At 63.5% G+C, this 16923-nt stretch carries 16 protein-coding genes; 6 read left to right on the top strand and 10 right to left on the bottom strand.

The window, feature by feature from the left end; translation table 11 throughout:
- The first annotated feature begins 676 nt into the window (after positions 1-676).
- Positions 677-889, top strand: coding sequence for a hypothetical protein (locus tag ABMA59_RS31180; RefSeq protein WP_349009278.1), 213 nt, complete (start codon positions 677-679; stop codon positions 887-889).
- Entirely contained in the window at positions 886-1617 is a 732-nt protein-coding gene (locus ABMA59_RS31185; protein WP_349009279.1) for a hypothetical protein, read from the top strand. Before ABMA59_RS31180 ends, ABMA59_RS31185 begins: the two co-directional genes overlap by 4 nt.
- 348 nt (positions 1618-1965) lie before the next feature.
- On the opposite strand, the gene ABMA59_RS31190 is transcribed toward ABMA59_RS31185, so the two are convergent.
- Positions 1966-2226 (bottom strand): hypothetical protein, encoded by a 261-nt coding sequence (locus tag ABMA59_RS31190; RefSeq protein ID WP_349009280.1) that lies wholly within the window; start codon positions 2224-2226, stop codon positions 1966-1968.
- Here ABMA59_RS31190 and ABMA59_RS31195 point away from each other — a divergent pair.
- Complete coding sequence (locus ABMA59_RS31195) at positions 2116-8289, top strand: eCIS core domain-containing protein (protein ID WP_425476016.1); 6174 nt, start codon at positions 2116-2118, stop codon at positions 8287-8289. The genes ABMA59_RS31190 and ABMA59_RS31195 overlap by 111 nt on opposite strands.
- A complete protein-coding gene (locus ABMA59_RS31200) occupies positions 8279-8851 on the top strand; it encodes a hypothetical protein (RefSeq protein ID WP_349009282.1) in 573 nt (190 codons plus the stop codon). The genes ABMA59_RS31195 and ABMA59_RS31200 overlap by 11 nt, the downstream gene beginning before the upstream one ends.
- Positions 8852-8864: 13 nt before the next feature.
- On the opposite strand, the gene ABMA59_RS31205 is transcribed toward ABMA59_RS31200, so the two are convergent.
- Positions 8865-11534, bottom strand: coding sequence for a hypothetical protein (locus tag ABMA59_RS31205; RefSeq protein ID WP_349009283.1), 2670 nt, complete (start codon positions 11532-11534; stop codon positions 8865-8867).
- A gap of 573 nt (positions 11535-12107) precedes the next feature.
- Positions 12108-12326 carry a hypothetical protein gene (locus tag ABMA59_RS31210; protein WP_349009284.1) on the bottom strand — a complete coding sequence of 73 codons (219 nt, stop codon included), beginning with the start codon at positions 12324-12326 and terminating at the stop codon, positions 12108-12110.
- A gap of 11 nt (positions 12327-12337) precedes the next feature.
- Between ABMA59_RS31210 and ABMA59_RS31215 the strand changes: the two genes are divergently transcribed.
- Positions 12338-12478 carry a hypothetical protein gene (locus ABMA59_RS31215; protein ID WP_349009285.1) on the top strand — a complete coding sequence of 47 codons (141 nt, stop codon included), beginning with the start codon at positions 12338-12340 and terminating at the stop codon, positions 12476-12478.
- A 187-nt stretch (positions 12479-12665) separates the two neighbouring features.
- Here the strand turns inward: ABMA59_RS31215 and ABMA59_RS31220 are convergent, their stop codons facing one another.
- From ABMA59_RS31220 to ABMA59_RS37365, 6 genes are all read right to left on the bottom strand, one after another.
- Positions 12666-13250 (bottom strand): terminase large subunit domain-containing protein, encoded by a 585-nt coding sequence (locus ABMA59_RS31220; RefSeq protein ID WP_349009286.1) that lies wholly within the window; start codon positions 13248-13250, stop codon positions 12666-12668.
- Positions 13201-13341: a hypothetical protein gene (locus tag ABMA59_RS31225; RefSeq protein ID WP_349009287.1), complete on the bottom strand. Its 141-nt coding sequence runs from the start codon at positions 13339-13341 to the stop codon at positions 13201-13203. Before ABMA59_RS31225 ends, ABMA59_RS31220 begins: the two co-directional genes overlap by 50 nt.
- Before the next feature lie 180 nt (positions 13342-13521).
- The gene (locus tag ABMA59_RS31230; RefSeq protein ID WP_349009288.1) at positions 13522-13680 is read right to left on the bottom strand and encodes a hypothetical protein; all 159 of its coding nucleotides are present in this window, start codon (positions 13678-13680) and stop codon (positions 13522-13524) included.
- A gap of 3 nt (positions 13681-13683) precedes the next feature.
- Positions 13684-13968 (bottom strand): terminase small subunit, encoded by a 285-nt coding sequence (locus ABMA59_RS31235; RefSeq protein ID WP_349009289.1) that lies wholly within the window; start codon positions 13966-13968, stop codon positions 13684-13686.
- Positions 13969-14036: 68 nt separating this feature from the next.
- Positions 14037-14534 (bottom strand): hypothetical protein, encoded by a 498-nt coding sequence (locus ABMA59_RS31240; RefSeq protein ID WP_349009290.1) that lies wholly within the window; start codon positions 14532-14534, stop codon positions 14037-14039.
- Positions 14446-14976, bottom strand: coding sequence for a DUF3987 domain-containing protein (locus ABMA59_RS37365; protein ID WP_425476015.1), 531 nt, complete (start codon positions 14974-14976; stop codon positions 14446-14448). The genes ABMA59_RS31240 and ABMA59_RS37365 overlap by 89 nt, the downstream gene beginning before the upstream one ends.
- Positions 14977-15008: 32 nt before the next feature.
- Between ABMA59_RS37365 and ABMA59_RS31250 the strand changes: the two genes are divergently transcribed.
- Entirely contained in the window at positions 15009-15857 is an 849-nt protein-coding gene (locus ABMA59_RS31250; RefSeq protein ID WP_349009292.1) for a peptidoglycan-binding domain-containing protein, read from the top strand.
- 139 nt (positions 15858-15996) lie between these two features.
- On the opposite strand, the gene ABMA59_RS31255 is transcribed toward ABMA59_RS31250, so the two are convergent.
- A complete protein-coding gene (locus ABMA59_RS31255; protein WP_349009293.1) occupies positions 15997-16866 on the bottom strand; it encodes a hypothetical protein in 870 nt (289 codons plus the stop codon).
- Between the last annotated feature and the right edge of the window lie 57 nt (positions 16867-16923).

Raw genomic sequence — 16923 nt, forward strand, 5'->3', positions numbered from 1 at the left:
TTACCGGGTCGATCCCGTGCCGCCACCGCCACTGCCGCCGACTGGCCCGATCGGACCGGATAGGCCCGGCCGCTCGGTCGCGCGTGCCATAGAGGGCTGGCGCAGCAGCCTCGGGCAGCGAGCTTCGTCCCTCCCCCGTGGGATGGCCGCGCCAAGGCCAATGGAAGCACCACCGCGACAGCAGCGCATCGCACGAGACAACATTCTTGCGGAGCCGGACCGGCCGCTTCGGCGCGACGTTCCATCTTCCCCCGCGATAGGGAGGGAGCAGGCCCCGTCTCAGGAGGAAGCGGGTGGTCTCGGGACCGGAGCCATGAGACCCACGCGAGGCGCGGAGCGTTCGGCCCTTCGTCCGGAGAAGCCTGCACCGGCAATGGACGAGGGAACGCCGAGCCATCAACGCCCGCCGTCGCCAGGTGCACGCCGGCCACCGCCACCGCAGTCGGCGGAGGTCTCAAGAATCGGGAGGCCAATCGTGCGGCCCGGCATCGCGCTTCCTTCGGCGCCGCGCGAAGTAGCACCCGTCCCCCGTCGTATCGTTTCCCTTGGGTACAGGCCCGAGCGGGATCTGTCGGAGGCATCACGGCTGGCGCTGCCGCCTAGGCCGCCCGATCCCGGCCCGAGACGTCCGGCCCCGCAGCGTCCTGCGTCGCAGTTACCTACGGAACCTTCATCTGTGCGTGACCTGCCTGAGGTAGTCGAGTTTGAACAATTCGACGACCTTCCGGAAGCCGACTGGACGGAGCGTCGCCTCCCCGGACGGCGCCTGCGAGCACGACGCATCGCCAGCGGTCGCGGCGGGGAGACGCTGACCGAGGCCGAGGCGCGGCGTATCGACCGGCGGCTGCGCCGCAACTTTCAGGATCGCGCCATGCTGAGGCTGACATGACCGCCACTTCCGGCCCGCATCATCGCCTTGCGGCCATCGTCGACCGCTTGCAGCGCGAGGTCCCAGATCGGTTCGGCATCCTGTTGGCGGCCCCAACCTTTTCGCGCGGCAAAGCGGCGCTGGACGCCCTTTCCCGCCCCGGACGGCAAGGGGCGGTGATCGCCGACCTGTCCGTAGAGGAGGTGAACTGGCTGGCCGATGAACTTGAGCGGCGGTGGACGCGACTGGTCCCCGTCAGGATGGAGGGCGGAGTTCAGCTAATCTGTCCGCGGGAGGTCTGGCTGCCCGGCGGAGGCGCAAGGATAGACCTTCAAGTTCGGGCACCGCAACTGGTCGACGGCTGGGAGGTGACCTGGCCTGACCGTGCAGTGCCACACGGCCCTGCTTCGGCGTCCCTGGAAGTGACTGAATCGCAAGCTCCCGTCACGGTTATCCGCGTGCGCGTCGCTGGCCGGCGCCTCCCTGACGGCCCGCGCGAAGCCCTGCATGCCAGCGCGCGGATCGAGCTCAGGAGACCTGTCTGGAGCCTGTCCGACGACGGGACCCGCGTTAGAGTTCACGACGCGGCAGGATATCCCGCAGCGGGCATCATGTTCGAGATCGAGGGGAAAACCCAAAAAACGGATGAGGACGGCGAAATCCGGGTGGAAATGCCGCCTGCCGCAGAGGCGAGGGTGACGATGGCGGGAGCGCCGGTGCCACGATCGGTGCCGCCGGCCGAGGAGTGACGCGATGCTGGTGCAGACTCAGCGCAGGCTGGAAATGAACCGGAGCGGCGGGGTGATGTCGGTTGCTGCCCCTGCCCCGTCGCCCCAACACACGCCGGGAACAGCCATGCCCTCCGCCGTTCCCGTCGTCGCCGGCGCGGGCTACTGCCCTTCCGTTGCGCCGGTTCTGTCCGCAACGGGCGGCTCGATTATCCGTCGCGGTGTGCGATGAAATGGGAGCGCCTCCAGGCGCCCGTCCGCGCCGTGCCTACACCCGATCTCGCGCGGCGGGGACCGGAGCCTACGGCCAGTACGGCTGGACACCCCCATACCGCCGCGACGTTTCAGGCCGCGTCGGGCGAGACAGCGCTACCCGGACCGGTCGCGGCGCGACTGGGTCATCTGGTATCCCGAAGCCAAGGCCAAACGATCGAGGCCGCCGACACGAAAGGGAGCGAGGTCGGCGATGCCGAAGGCGCCCGGGTCCATATCGACGACGCCGCGGCCGAAGCCGCCGATCTGGTCGAGGCAGAGGCCTTTACGCTTGGCCACGACATCTTCTTCGCGGCAGGTGCCTACCGCCCCGGCAGTGTCGCCGGGCGCGCCTTGCTCGCGCACGAGTTGCGCCATGTGGCCCAGGCCGCGGCGGCGCCGTTGCTTTCGGCCGAGGGAAACCCGTCCGGCCCGCCCCCCGCCATGCCGCCGCGACCACGGGCTGTAGCGGGCACACGTCACGCATTGGAACGGGAGGCCCTGAGCGAGACGGGCGCGACACCAATGCAAGCGCCCATCGGGCTGATCCTGCGGATGCCGGCCTACTTGCCCCAAACGGCTGGCGGACAGCGCCTGGGGAGGGAACTGGGACGCGCCCATCACGACCAGTTGTGCGACGACATCGTCCAGCACCTGATGAAGGAGGAAATAGACGAGATTCCCCCGCTCGATCCCATAGCGCGCGCCGCTGGGGAGGAGCCGGCCGAGTACGTCCGCAAGACGGTTCCGGACCTTCACGCGGAGATCCAGGCCGTCGCCGATGCCACCGTTCAATACAAGATGCTGGACGATTTCGACCTCGATATCGGTGCCCTGATCTTCGAGATCTACAACGACAATGACCAGGAATTTTCAACCTACAAGTTACGGATCGACGCGGTCGTCACGGTCTATCGCAACTTCATCCACCTCTATCTTTATGAACAGAGCCACCCGAACGCCGTGTCGCCTTACCGCACGCCCATGCCGAAGTGGTTCGAGTCAAGGGCCGATGTGTTCCGTAAAGCAGCGCTCGCAAGCTTTTCGGTCGACCAGCTGTACTCAGTCCTTGCCGGGCTCGCCGCGGATGTCAGCGCCTTCGGCTTGTTGGGCCAAGGGCCTCTGAGCATGGCGCGCGCGCAGGTCGGCGCGCTCTTTGAGGACGGCATCAGTCCCGACGACCTCGATGCAATCGGCCGACTCTACGAGTCGATCACCCAGAGCCTGATAGCCACGTCCATCTGGACGGACGATCCGGACGATCTGGACGCACGCCTGGATTTGATGCGCGAGGACTTCGTTCCAGACTACCTCAAGCAGGACGTGCTGAACTTAGAGAAGAAGCTGGCCGGCGATGCCGACGACAAGAAGCGCGCCGACTTTCACCAGGAACTTGCCGAGGAGATCGCGTTCTACCTGGCGACGGTCTTGGAGGACGACTATCTGCCTTTCACCGACGAACACATCGCACGTGTCCGGGATATCCTGAAGAAATACGGAGGATCCCAGCTTGTCGTCATATTCTACGCGGACGTGTGGTTTCCCTGGGAGGATTTCGAGACCGCGGGAGAGCAACAGGATACAGACCAGTCCAAGTCCCGGACCGGCGCCGGTGGCCAGACCACGCAGTCCGGTGCACCGCGAGTTTCCACGGCGCCGGCCGAGCCGGTCTGCGACGGCGAGGTCATTTCCCAGAAGGAAATCCACGATTGGCTGGTCGGCTACCTCAAGGACTCCTCTAGTTTCTCTGATCGGTGGAAGGACGCCAACGGCCTGATCTGCGCGAATCGGGCCTATACTTCCCAGCCCTCCTCCCCAGAGGTCGCCAAAAACCTCAAGGCGATGACCGACGAAGCGCTCCTCTTGATGCGTCAACTCAAGACGCATCTGGATGCCACACGACTTCGCGCGAATGCGATTGGCTATGCCCGCATGGGCGACGTGGCCGGCCCGATTGCCCCGAACGAGACGCCCCAGGCGCAGCGCGGCGAAGAACCCGACACCGTTGCCCTGCTGCGTTACGACTCGAGGTTCCTCGAGGCGTTCCGGTCGGCGCTCCAGATCTACCCCGAAAACTACGATCTGACCCATACCGTCGATGACCTGACCGACAAGGCGTTCAAGCACTTCGAGGCGATGATCTATTACCAGCAGGCGCTAAAAGACGCTGTGGTCCTGTGGCGCGGCCTGGTCAAGGACGGGATGGACGTTTACCTACGCGGTTTCAACGCAGACACCTACGGGCCGCCGCTCGACCAGTTGAAGGAATACGCCGAAAGCAAGGACGACTTCCCGGACTGGCCGAGCCGCCAGATGGACAAGGACGTCGGCCAACCGATCGACTTCTCCGTGGCGGAGATGAAGGAGATGGCCGCGCGCGGGAAGGCCGAGCGCGATCTGGACAGTGTAGAGGCCATCCAGGCCGAGGTCTTTTATCGCGTGCCGCTGGTCGCCACCGAAATCCGGACGGACGAGATCGGCAGCGAGAACGACACTTCCAAGCACGACATGCTGGGCTACGACGAGGTCTGGAAGCTGCTCGAGCCCCAACTGGACGACGGCTGGCAGAAGTACCAGAAGGACACCGCCGACGCGGTCAAGGCCGCCATCGAACTGGTAAACCAGGACAGGCTGACGGCGCTGGCGAAATTCGCCAGTCAGATGGCATCGCTGGGCGACGCGCAAAGCTCCGAAGCCGCGATGGAGCGGTTCCGGTCACTGCGTTACCGCATCATGCCGCAGGACCCCGTTCCGACCCAGGACGATGGCACCAAGGCGGCGCGCGACGACCTGATAAGCAAGCTGTCCCGCGACGACCCGACCGCGCGCTTCACGGAAGCGGTCCAAATGATGAACACCGTCGCGACCCAACATCTGGTCCAGTTGTTCTTGGTGTCCGAGGCGGCACTTAAATATGATTCGCAACCCGGCCGCGTTATGCGCGAGGTCAACCTCCTGCTGGTATTGCTGGAACGCAGCCCGCAGAAGACGCTCCACGGCGCAGTCAACGAGCTGAATACCGACTTCCTGGCCCAGATGCTGGTCAGCGAAGGAGCGAAGACCAAGGAAGAACTGCTGAAGGGCAGCGACCTGGGGCCGTGGGACACGCTCGCCCAGCTCGAAAGCTCTGCCTTTATGGCCTCGTCGCTGGCGATGGGTGACAAGTCGACCGGGCTGATCCAGCAGGCCATCGACGATGTTAACGGGTCGATGAAGCCCGGCGGGGTCCTGTCGATCCTCCTGCAGGCTGAGAACGCGGGCGGGATCGAGGATCGGGCACCATTCTTCGGCGACCTCGGCCAGCTCTTGCGCGAACACGGCACGACCCAGTCGCTGACTTCGGCGAGGTTCATCTATGCCGACATCCTAGGCGTCGCCGACCTGATCGACGAGATGGGGATGCCGCCGAAGGTGTCCGAGGCGCAGACCCGCAGGAACAAGCGGATGACCAATCCCGGCTGGGTGCCCGAACCCGGACCGGACGGCAAGGCCCCGCCGTCGATGGCCGAGGACGCGGCGACCATAGAGGACTACGAGGCCAGGCAATCGCTTGCCTTCGAGGCGCTCGACCAAGGCTACTATCCCGACCGCGAGGAATGCCTGGCGAACCCCAGGCCTCTGACTTCTTTCGATCAGATAATCTGGGAGCGCTACAAGGAGATCACCGGTCGGGACTCCTTCGGACCCAGCCCCATCAGCGTCTCCAAGGCCAAGGACTTCGGCAAACAGGTGTTGAAGATGGCCGCCGTCCTGCTGGTCACGCGCGGGCTTGGCGCGCGCTTTTTTGCCGCCGCGGGGATTGCCGAGGGTGGGACGCTGGCGACCATCGCCCAGATGGGCGCCTTTACCGCTTTCATGCGCGCCGAAAGCTCACTGTCGACCGGACGTTACCCGCATACCTCGTTCCTCGAGGACATGATCGTGAACCTCGCGACCGAGGGCGTCGGACGCGGCACCCAGATCGGTTACCGAATGGCCTTCGGCCTGGGCGGCTCGACCGCCAAGCTGAGCGTGGCGCATACCGCCGGCATGTTCGCGGCAGAGATCGCCACGACGTCGGTCGCCTCGATGATCACCGCCGGCGTCGCAGCGCGCATTTTCGACCGACCCTTCACCGACGCGGAGATGGAAAGCACCGCGATGCAGAACGCCGCCATGATGGTGGCAATGCGCGGGGTACACGTGCTGGGCGCACGGGCGACGGAATACATGCAAGTCCGCTTGGCCGAGGCGCAACTGAAGGAGCGAGTCAAGTCCATCGACCTTGCCGCGCTGCAACGCGAAATGCAGGTCCAGGATGCGGCGATAAAGGACGCCGCCAAGTCGATGCTCGACGACACGACGGATGCCGAGCGGCTTGCGCACCTTGACGAGCAGTTGGTGGCGATGCGGCGCAAACTGGATATCCTTGGCAAGTCCAAAGACCCCGAGGTCCGCATTCTGAAGGAGAGCTACCGCCTGGGGGTCGAAATGCACCAGCGCGCGGTGATGCAGGCGCGGCTCCACGTCGGGATAAACGCGCGGCCCAGCGACCGCGGCGCCGACATGACCTTCGCACCGGGACCGGAGAGCGAGCGGCTCCTCTCCAAGCATCTGGCGCAGAACAACGTTCCATTCACCGTGCGCGAGGGCCTCTCGGGCCGGGTCTTCGAGGTCACGCTGCCGAACGGGCGCAAGATGCGCTACCGGCCGCGGCCGGAGTTGGCCGGGGGAGCCTCGCGCGAAGGCGCCTACACCGGCGCGCAGCGCAGCCCCGGCAAGCCGCTCTCGGCCGCCGATCCGATGTCGATCATGAATGTGGTGTTGCGCGACGGGCTGCACCATCCGCTGATTCCCGATAACGGCACCAACCGCTTCGAGATAGGCGCCGGCGATACCAAGATCTCAGTGACGCTGGTTCCGGTCGAGAAGTTTAGCGAAAGCTCCACGCGCCATAAGCCCGGGCCGGCGACCTTCGACGTCAGGTATGAGAACGGCAAGCTGGTGGCGACCATCGAGGTGATGACCAACCGGCCTGACGAACAGATCACGCGCGCGGTCAACGAAGAGGTCGTCGAGCTTCAGCGCATCAGCCAGTTGCTGGCCAGTCCCGAGGCGATGGCCGAACTCAAGCCGGGCACGCCGGGCGAGCAGCTGAAGCAATTGGTGTTGCGCGAGGCCTCGGCCGGGATGCTGGGCAAGGACACGCCGGGTGGACGGCCCACCGCCGACGACATCTCGACGCTGCAGTCCATCGAATATCTTGGCAAGAAGCTGGCGCAACTGACCGCGAAAATAAACAATCCCGCAACGCGCGAGGCGGACCGGCCTGACCTTTACGCCGCGCGCGCTCTGATCCTTTCGGACTTCCAGGCTCTGTGGAAGGAGGCTCACCTGTCGACCAGCAAAGAGGGGCTGGCCGCCACCATGAAGACTTTCGAAGATGCCGGCGTTCCGCTCAGCCAGGATACGCGCGGATTCCTGGAAGGAATGCGGTTCACGAAGGCCGGCCATCCGCTGATCGACGCGCCGGTCGACATGCTAGACTTGCACATCATCTTCTCGGAACTGCAGAAGGCGAACCCGAACCTCATGGCGGGCGTCACCATCCGCGACTTCATGAACTATTATCACGAGGCTGTCGCACGGAAGGCCAAGGCGAACTACGACGAGGCCCTTAAGGAGGGCAAGACACCCGAACAGGCGCGGGACATCATGAAAGAAACAATCCTGACGATGTCGGGCGGCACGTCGATCGCATCGCACCGCGGGCGGGCGTTCGAGGGCATGTCGATGGAGGATTTCAACGCGAATCCGGCGCTGGTCCAGCAATATGGCCGCATGATCGGGTTCGAGCAGAACAACTATCCGACCTACGACACGTTGACGGTAAAAGGCGCGGTGAACGGCTTTACGATGCATAAGGTGACCAAGCCGAACGCAAAGGGCGTAGTTGTCGACCACATAGTCCTGATGGATGCCGATGGGACGACCTTCTTCGAATGCTACCGCGGCTCGAACGGCGGCATCCTGTGGGACAGCCCGCCGACCCGCTACGACGTTCTGAAGTGGTCGATGAAGGCACGGAGCACGGTCGACACCTATCAGGTGCTGAAGGCAACCGGCTTCACCAAGCCCGCACAAGCGGTCGGCCGGATGTTCCTTTCGACCGAAGGGATGGCCGCCCTGAAAGCAAAGGCCGCGTGGTACTCGGCCGAGGTTGCACGCTACAAAGCGATGGGCGCAAACAAGGCGGGCCATCCGCAGCACAACCAGTACCGCCTGACGCTATGGCGCGAACGCCTTCTAAACCGCGTAGCTGGCCAGACCGGGGTCGGCCGCTCGAACGCGTCGATCGACGCGACCATTGAGGCGCTGCGGCTGGAATCCCTCGACCCCAACGAAGTCGTGAAGCAAATGGCGCCAACAGATACAGCGAAGGACCCCGAAGATGCCAAGTAGCCCGTCGCTCAAGGGTGTGATCGTGCGACCCGGGGCGGCGCGCAGCCGGCTAGAGGCGCTGGAACTGGCCAAGGCGCGCCCGTGCCCAAGCTGCGGTGCACGAATCGGCCCATCCCAGGCCGGACCCGCCGACCCGGGCGACGGGGCGGTATGGGATATCCGAGCGCCTTGCTTCGTCTGCGGGACGGTGGTGCGTTATCTTTTCGACGCCGGACCTGGCTGGCCCGAGACGCCCGAGGCCACAGGCGGACGCCGCGATCCGGACACGTTCGCGATCCACTACGGGCCGCGGGGGACGCAGACCGGGATCTTGACGGCAGACGATCTTTCCAAGCTGCTCGACGACGCGCGGGCGACGCTGGCAGAGCGCGAGACGGAACTGGCTGCGAACCCCGATGATGCGATGCTCCCGCGTCTGGTCGCCGAGGCGGCCGCGGCAGTGCTGCGCCCGCTCGCCGAATTGGAGGCGCAGAACAAGCTGGAGCGCCTTCCAAAAGACTTTGACCGGCTGAAACGCGACGCCGGGGCACGCCTCGCTGCCATTGGCCTTTGGTCCGGTTAAGAGGTGTCGCCCATTAGGGCACGATCCGGTCGCCGTAGGTCATGTAGGGAATTCCGGCGCGGCGCAATGCCCCGGCCAGCGCGGCGCTTGGCGGGGCGTCGCCGAAGACCCAGACCGGGCGAAAGCCCCTGGTGCCGTAGTACATCTCTAAGGCATCGTTGGTGATCTGCTGCTGGATCTCTGAGCTTAGCGGTACCTCGCGCAGCACCGCCGGCCCGCCGCCTCTGGGCGAGATCCAGCGCAGGTAGTTCTTTGCCTCGAATGATAGGGTTCGGCCGAATATCGACTGGCGCACGTCGGGAAACCGCAACTCGCCGGTCATCGGTGTGCGGATGCCCCCGCCATGCCGGTAGGCGCCCGGCCCCGCGCCCTCCCTAATGAAGACCTCAAGCTGTGCGCCGCGGTCCTGACCCGGCTGGGCCGTGCCGGAAGGTGCGCGGCGCATCTGGTTCACCGATTGCGTTGTGATCCGGGTCGACCCACGCACCGGAAATACCTCGTGCAGGGTCAGCCCCTCTGGCACCGGCCCGCTCAGGACGGGGCGCTGGTCGAAGTTCATGTCGGGGATCGGGCCGTCGCCCACGTAGATCGGGATATCCGGATCCAGCATCGGTGGCAGTTCCGGCACGACCACGCCCTCTGGCGTGATCACCCAGCGTGTGCCCGCCTTGAAATCCGCGCCGATCGTCTCATGCATGAAGGGCGCAAGGTCAGAGAAGCTGTCCTCACCCGCGCCGAGCATCAGACGGGGCTTGCCCGAGGTCAGCATTGGCGTTTCCGGTGCTGCGGCCAGCACAGAGTCGGCCATGGCGTCGCCCGGCGGAAGCGCCGCGCGCTGCGGCACAGGCTTGCCGCCGACGATCTGCACCGTGCCCCGGCCGGGGATCATCGCGAACCCGTCGCCCGTGGTCTGGTTGAACTTGAGATAGGCCATTTCGCCGGTGACCGTATCCCGCGCGACGGCGCGCACGTTGCCCGCCTCGTCGATGCCGATGATCCGCGGCCCGGCACTCCCGCCGCGTACCGGCACCATTGGGCCCTCGCCCGCGGCAGGAAGCGCCCGAAATTGGGAAGCTTTGGGCGGCAGAACTTCGGGCATAACGGGGCTGGATCTGGCAGCACCGAGCTTTGCCGCGCCATAAAGGCCGACGCCGAGAAAGATCGCGTTCGACACAGCCAGCAGGCCGCGACTCCACATCTCGCCTTCGTTCAGCTTCTTGTTGGAGTATGCATCTCGACCAGTGCCGAGTTCGAGCACCGATTGAGTAAGCTGGAAGGAGGTCGGTGCGGTTCCAGCGACCATCAGGGTTTTCTGCAGCCACATCGGCGCCTTGGTGAGCGCACCGCCAAGCCCGGCCGAGCCGAGCGTCGTGATCGTTGCGGTCGCAGTCTCGGGTGTCCAGAGCGAGGCAAAGGCCCCACCCACCAGGTAAAGCTCGTTGTCGGTCTGGACGTAACGGTCGGCATACCACTGCGCCGCCTCGGCACCGAGGTTGGTCGTGTAGGGCAGCCATTTGCCGGCCCAGCTGCGCCCGTTCTTCAGCGCATCGACCGTGCTTTGTTCGAACACGCCGGCCGAGACGAGCGATTTGCCGACCTCGTCGGCATGGTCGCCGTCGAGGTTTTCGAACAGGTAGTAGAGCATGTGTTGCGGCGTCGGCTCGCCGAACCGGCCTAGGCCGATCCAGTTGCTGTCACCATGGTGCGACATCACGGACTGGATCACGCGCGCCTTGTCGCCCGGCTGCAGCTTGACCAGGATGTCGCGGATCATAGCGCTTTCGGAGGACGAAGTGGGCCCGGCCAGCGTGTCGAGCACGGTGGTCGTAGCACGCCGGATCAGCCAATCCGGCGCCTGCGACATGTCTGGGGCCTGCCCGGACTGCGCACGCTGAAGCTGGTGCCATCCGGGCCGGTAGCCACCGTACTTTACACTGTAGCCGCCGATCAGGCCGAGCACTTCGCCGCTGTGCATGCCTGCCATGTTGAAGAGCTCGTCGAGATAGCTGCGCTCGCTGGTGCCCGTCTTCCAACTGTAGACGCCGATGGTGCGGCTTTGGGTCACCGTGATGGTGCTGTTCTCAAGCCGCTCGAGGAAGGCATCGAAATAGCTGCTGCCGGTCACGTCGCGATAGTCGCGCGCCCCGGACCAGTGCTTGACCAAGTGGGTCAGGACGGCGCTGTCGACGGCAGTCCTGATGAGATCGGAATCGTTGTCGTGCAACAATATCTTCTTGGCTGTGGCGACGTCCTGGTCCAGTCGGGCGTCCATTTGGCCGCGGAATTCCTCCAGCCTGCCGGGCAGCAGCAAGTCCTGGATGACGGATTGCCCGGCAAGCCCACCATTTTCCACACCCGAGATGTCGAGGCCGTAGAGTTCTCGCGACACGTCCGCGGGCGCGACATCCTGCGGCGCGCGCACGAGCCAGGGTGAGGTCGCGTCGAAGCGGGTCACTTCGGCGAGGTGCGGCGCTGCGGTCATCTGCGTCTGAGCAGGGGCGCCGAAAAGCGCGGCCGCGTGGCGCGAGATGTTGGGCTCGGCGGTGAACATCGCAGCGTATCCGCCGGTACCGTGCTGTGTCGCCGTGGGGCAAGCCCCCTCGACCCATGACTTCTCGTCGACAGCCCGCACCACCAATGGCGTGGCCAGCGGCTTTGAAACGAGCGGTGCCGGATCTCCCACCGGGTTCCTCCGGGGTCTCAGACGAGATGTCTTGCAATACAGCGGGCATGATAGCGCGGGAGGGCAGTTCGTAGAAGGAGAATCTGGGCCGGTGAGGTGTGCCTTGGCTGTTTAGTTCCGGCATTTGCTGGAGCGGATTTGGCCTGGAGCGTCGACTGCGTCCGTATCTGCTGACAGGTTTGTGTGCGGAAATCACTTCGGTTACGATCCTCGAAACGAGCCGCCAATCACGAAGGCGCCGGTCGCGGTGAGCATTCAGATGATTGCGCCGAAGTCGGGCGCACGGCCCGTTCTGCCCCGCCCAAAATCCACGCTATGCTTCGCACACCGAACGTGCCGGCTGGGAAACCCTGAAGCGCCGGAGTTCAACCAGGCTGCGGCGACGGCTGTACCGTCCACGGGCTCGGCAGTCGCTGGCGATCGAGGGCAGGGAGAAGGTCGTCAAGGTCGAGATGGCCCGGCAGCCCCGTGCGAAGCTCGCTGCCGTAAAATAATGCCTTTGGGACAGCAAGCTTGGACACCTTGGGACCCTTGCCCATAAGTGTTTGGAGCCGAAGATTAGTGTACACCCAGTCAATCTCTCAGCTCATGCAGTCGAAACGCGTTGGCCACAAGCCAGGGCGACCTCGAATTCGGATCGACCTGCTTTCGTGCCAAATATGGTCGGCTCATGGTCGCATAGCGGGCAGAGTCGGCCGCGTGATCCTCGCCGTCGGTATCGACGTCCTCAACGTTGTGGGCATCGTGCTGCAGCATCGGCAGGGTGCGGATGATGGCCTTGCGGTGGTCCATGAAGAAATGGGGTGACCGTCAGCGTTGCCCTTCAGGCGCGCCCGCAGTTCGATCCAGCCGCCCATGCGCTTTTGATGGCTGATCCGCTGATTATCGGCTCGTCTGAACTGAACGCCATTTCGCGAGAGCGTTTCGGCAATCGAAGGGCCTGAAATCACAGCGAAGGTTGCCGGGTCGATAACGTTATAGGAGACGTATTCCCGCTTGCCATTGTAGGTCTCCCGTTCGACGATGCCCTTCGCCACCTCTTCCGCCGTTAGCTTCAAGCCGACATTGGGTCGCGAGGCACCATACCATTCCCTCTAGCAGATGAGCGCCCCGCGAGGGATGAGGCGGCCATTATGCGCGGTGTCCTCCCTGGCACACAGCCCACCAGTGAACAGCAACCGGCGCCGCCGAGCCCCAGTCCATCGAGCGGAACTTGATCCAGCCCGACGGGATAGAGAACGGCGCGATGACATGCCGGGCATGGGTCAATTCGGGAAAGTAGCTGCCCTCGACAACATTCCAGTCGCCTTCCAAGCAGGCACTGACGCGCTCGGGAGAACCGACCGCCTTCAGCCGGTCGACATAACGTGGATCGGCCTCCAGCAGCGCCGGGTTGTCGCCCACCTTGGCCGGTATGAACACGCGGGTCATACCTGTCTGCCGGTCGAGCACGACGTTATAGGGGCCATTGTCGACGAACATTTCCTTGACGGCGTTGTGCGATGGACCACCAGGGTTGCAGGAGATTTTCATCTGCCCCCTGACCGCCTTTGCCGACCGCAGTGTCGCCAGCAACGCCAGGACGGGATCGAGGCTCTGCAATTGCGTCGCCTCGTCGAAGTAGACGCGGGTCAGCGACCATCCTTGATAGGCCTGTGCATCGCGGTCAAAAGTAGGCGCAGAACAACTTGGCGCCGTTGTCGAAGCGAAAAACATTGCCTTTCTCCATATAGCGCGCGGCGCCGTCATACATCCGCGAAGCAAGGTCGATGAAATCCTTCAGGTCTTCGCGGGTCTTGCGAAGCATCGGCCCTTGGCGTCCAGTGCATACCGTTCGGCATGCAGCCAGAAATCGAGCGCCATGCCCCAAGACTTGCCCCCTCCCCCTCGCCCCGCCGTAACAGACGATGTCGACGCTGGTGCATTCGACGAAGGCGGCCTGCGGCCCCGGGCTGAGGCTTGACGACCTCGACGTGAATCTCGCTGCTCACGGCTGGTGCTCGATTACCCTGCCGCCGTATTTGCGTGACCAGTCGGCCAGCGACATCTCGGACGGCGCATCGGAGTCGGCGACCGGCTTGCGCATGATCTCGGCGCGAAGATCCTGACGGTCGACGATCAACCCGAACAGCTTGGCCTTGCCCATCGATCAAGCAACGCAGGCTGCCGCTTGCTTGTTGGCGAAGGCGAGCTCGTAGGCGGCGTCCAGCTCGGCGGCGATGGTTTCGAGGACAGCGGCCCGCATGGCTGCTTGCTGCTGCAACTGCGCAAGGCGGGCTCTTACGTTAGGGTTTGTCAGGAGTTCCGAAGCGCCAGCCCTCGCTGCGCCATCCGTCCTTCCAGCATAGCCTGCGGTCTTGTATGCGGCGCTCGCAACCAGGCCGTTAACGACGAGGTTCTGTACGAACTTTTCCTGGCGAGCGTTCAGGGACATGACGGTATTCTGACACCATAGATCATTCGGTTCCACCACAAGGGGCTGACGCTGTCCTTGAGCCGTCACTACGGAATCTCATCACCTTGGTCCCAGAAATAGTCCGGCGTTTCGAACTTCGTCGGCTTGATCTTTGCGCCCGGCCAAATCCGTTTGATCTCGAGGACGGTCGGCATCTGTTCGATCAGTCGGGCAATCTCGGAGGCCATGTAGATGCGAACTTCGCGGCCGTCGTGTTCAACCTCCACCGCGCAGGCTTCATCCCGATCACACACGATCCTGATGACCGTTCCTTCGGATAGGTTCGCCTCGATTGCGGCAGGAGAAATGGTTGAAGCCCCACGGCGCTCCGCCTCAAGGTTCAGTCTCCGCCATGCGTTCATCATCCGCGCAATTTGCTCTAGCGATGCCGCTGGATCTCCGGACCGAAGAGCCTGCGACGTCCTGCGATGCTGCGAAAAGAACCTTTCCGAGAGATCATCGGCTACCAACGATGGCAGCCGCCCAACCCCCCAGAAGGCGCGACCCTTGCCCACGCTTTTGCCCGAGTTGACATAGGCGTCCATGCTGCCCAGCCAGCCCCGACAACTCGTCGCGCACCAGGATCAAGCCGGTATCGTTATCCTTCAGGATGTCCTGGACGGCTTCGACGGTCGCGTCGCTGATACGCAACCGCTTGTTCTTCGTTTTCGGCGTGCCGGCCCGCTCTTCCTTCGGGACCGTCTCGTAATCGTCGCGCTCCTTCTGGTACTGGGCGATGAGGCGCCTGTTGATCTTGTTGATGGGTTCGAGCGCCTTGTTTATTGCCAGCGTCTTCTTGCGACTTGGCTGTCCGACAAGCGCAACCCACAGCCTCGCCGGCTCGTGCCAGGATGGATCGTGGCGCTTTATGCGCAGGCGAACCGTGTCGGGGATGGTTGACAGGTGTCCGGGAGCAGGAAAGCAGGGGCCACAGTGGAGCGTTGAAACAGGGACATGCTCACAGCGACATTGGCGCGAAACAGGCACCAAATACGATCGGATGATGTGGGAGTTCGACGATGCCGCACTTCAACGTCGCCAAAGCTGTTCGTTCCAACCCGATCTACGGTCGCTTCGCACGCTGGGTCGGACGGTATGGTGAAGTCATCGCTGCCCTTGGTTGCGAACCTGACTCCGCCGTGGCATTCGCCGAGTGCGTCGCAGCCTGGCAGGGCAAGAATCACCTGAAATCCGACGGAATGCTCGGTCCAAAGACCTGGGCGAAGCTGCGGCATGCCATTCCCATCGGCGTAATTCCAAAGCCGGCGCCGGATTGGATACGCCTCGAGCCTGAAGCCGAGGGGTGGATCGACGCAATTGTCGCGACGCTTGAACAGGATACGGGTTTTCTTACCTTGAAGCATGGCATTCACTCGGTGATGCCCCAGGACTTCAAGGACATCGGAAAATTCATTGCTGACGGCGTCATCGAAGTCGTCCCGGTGAGCAAGCGTGGCGGCTCGTACGAGTTTCGAAACGCCGAACCAGATGCCGATACGCTAAAACCCCCACGCAGGTCTGACAGGGACTGGCGGGTCACGCAGGCGCTTCTGATACATGAGGCGGTGCATGCCATCAGTGACCTGAAGAAGCATGTCAGTGTCTCGACGCTCGATGAGGAAGCGTTCGCATTCGTGGTCCAGGGGATGTTCCTCGAAAAGCACAAGGCCCGGTTCGTTCACGGCCACGAGGCGACGGAAAAGCTAAGGCGAGTATCGCGGGCATTGGCTGCGCGTTACCTCGCCAGGGAAACCCCTTCTGACGCCGACTGGGAGCCGTTGCGCGAGGCGATCCGCAAGCATCCGAACTACAAAGCGAACTACCGCAAGAAATTGGATTTCGACGGTTTGCTCCGCGACACGCTGTGAACAGAGCCAGAGTGTTGCCGCAGAACCTTCACCAGATCGCCGTGGCGGACACTAAGTCGAATTGGCCGTCGTGCCGTTCGCGGTCCTGCTCGCACCACATTCAGTCACGGCCGCAAGTCGGCACCGAACCTCCAGGCGTTCAGAGCAGCAGCAGCCTCTTTGAGATTGACAGCAGTTCTTTGTAGGGCATCTGTGTGGCGCCCGCGGCCACCAAGGGCAGGATTGCGGCCGCTGACACTGGGAGAAGCGCGGAGCGGTCGATGAGTAACGTGGACATTTTCCGCGTGGCATCGAACTGCTTCGCTGGATCGGCAACGTCTGGATTTTCTTCGGCTTCTCCAGGATCGGCAGATACCACATTTTCGCCGAACAGCTTGCGCTCGGCCTGGCGCTGAAATTGTGTCCCTTTCGCACTGGTAACCAGCAATGCGTTCTGTTTAAGCTTCACGAGGGGCTTTGAAAACGCCGTCAACGGATAGGCGAAGAGCGCCAGGACAATGGCCAACCAGGCACCCATGACATAGCCATAGGCGGTTAGTGAAATGGACTCCACAAGCAGTTGGTGAGCCAAACCGGCGGCAATGACGCAACTGACGCCAAATACGAACAAAGCGAACACGTTCGGATACCGGCCGACGAACGCCAAGCCAGCCTTCCCGTCCGGATGGGTCGTTACCAGCCGCAACCGAAGAGCGGCAATGCGTCGGAGCAACATCGACCACACGAGATGTCGCCATAGGCCTCGGAGCAGCAAAAAGAAAAATAGAGGACTGCTCACCAAGATGCACCACCAGCCCGCCACCGTCAGGGAACCTCCCGACGGAGAGGCGATGACAGCCCACGAGTGGCCGGCGCCGTTACCCACATTCATCAGCGTGTTGATTTCCACTGAGAAGTGACCCAGTCGACGGAGGTTTTTCCATCGAGAATTGACCCATGTTTGAAGCTCCTCCCACACGGATTGTGTGGGGGACATCGGAGTGATCGACATGGAGTTATTGAGCGTCATCCGACGCTGGCACTACCGAGACCATCTTTCGATCCGCGACATCTCGCGCCGAACCGG

The organism is Mesorhizobium yinganensis (genome assembly GCF_040081985.1).
GTDB lineage: Bacteria > Pseudomonadota > Alphaproteobacteria > Rhizobiales > Rhizobiaceae > Kumtagia > Kumtagia yinganensis.

Excerpts from the sequence above, each read along its gene's own strand:
- ABMA59_RS31200 (WP_349009282.1), top strand. The coding sequence starts at position 8,279 with ATGCCAAGTAGCCCGTCGCTCAAGGGTGTGATCGTGCGACCCGGGGCG.
- ABMA59_RS31185 (WP_349009279.1), top strand. The coding sequence starts at position 886 with ATGACCGCCACTTCCGGCCCGCATCATCGCCTTGCGGCCATCGTCGAC.
- ABMA59_RS31190 (WP_349009280.1), bottom strand. The coding sequence starts at position 2,226 with ATGGCGCAACTCGTGCGCGAGCAAGGCGCGCCCGGCGACACTGCCGGG.
- ABMA59_RS31220 (WP_349009286.1), bottom strand. The coding sequence starts at position 13,250 with ATGTTTTTCGCTTCGACAACGGCGCCAAGTTGTTCTGCGCCTACTTTT.
- ABMA59_RS31250 (WP_349009292.1), top strand. The coding sequence starts at position 15,009 with ATGCCGCACTTCAACGTCGCCAAAGCTGTTCGTTCCAACCCGATCTAC.
- ABMA59_RS31240 (WP_349009290.1), bottom strand. The coding sequence starts at position 14,534 with ATGGACGCCTATGTCAACTCGGGCAAAAGCGTGGGCAAGGGTCGCGCC.
- ABMA59_RS31235 (WP_349009289.1), bottom strand. The coding sequence starts at position 13,968 with ATGTCCCTGAACGCTCGCCAGGAAAAGTTCGTACAGAACCTCGTCGTT.
- ABMA59_RS31255 (WP_349009293.1), bottom strand. The coding sequence starts at position 16,866 with ATGACGCTCAATAACTCCATGTCGATCACTCCGATGTCCCCCACACAA.
- ABMA59_RS31210 (WP_349009284.1), bottom strand. The coding sequence starts at position 12,326 with ATGGACCACCGCAAGGCCATCATCCGCACCCTGCCGATGCTGCAGCAC.
- ABMA59_RS31230 (WP_349009288.1), bottom strand. The coding sequence starts at position 13,680 with ATGGGCAAGGCCAAGCTGTTCGGGTTGATCGTCGACCGTCAGGATCTT.
- ABMA59_RS31225 (WP_349009287.1), bottom strand. The coding sequence starts at position 13,341 with ATGCTTCGCAAGACCCGCGAAGACCTGAAGGATTTCATCGACCTTGCT.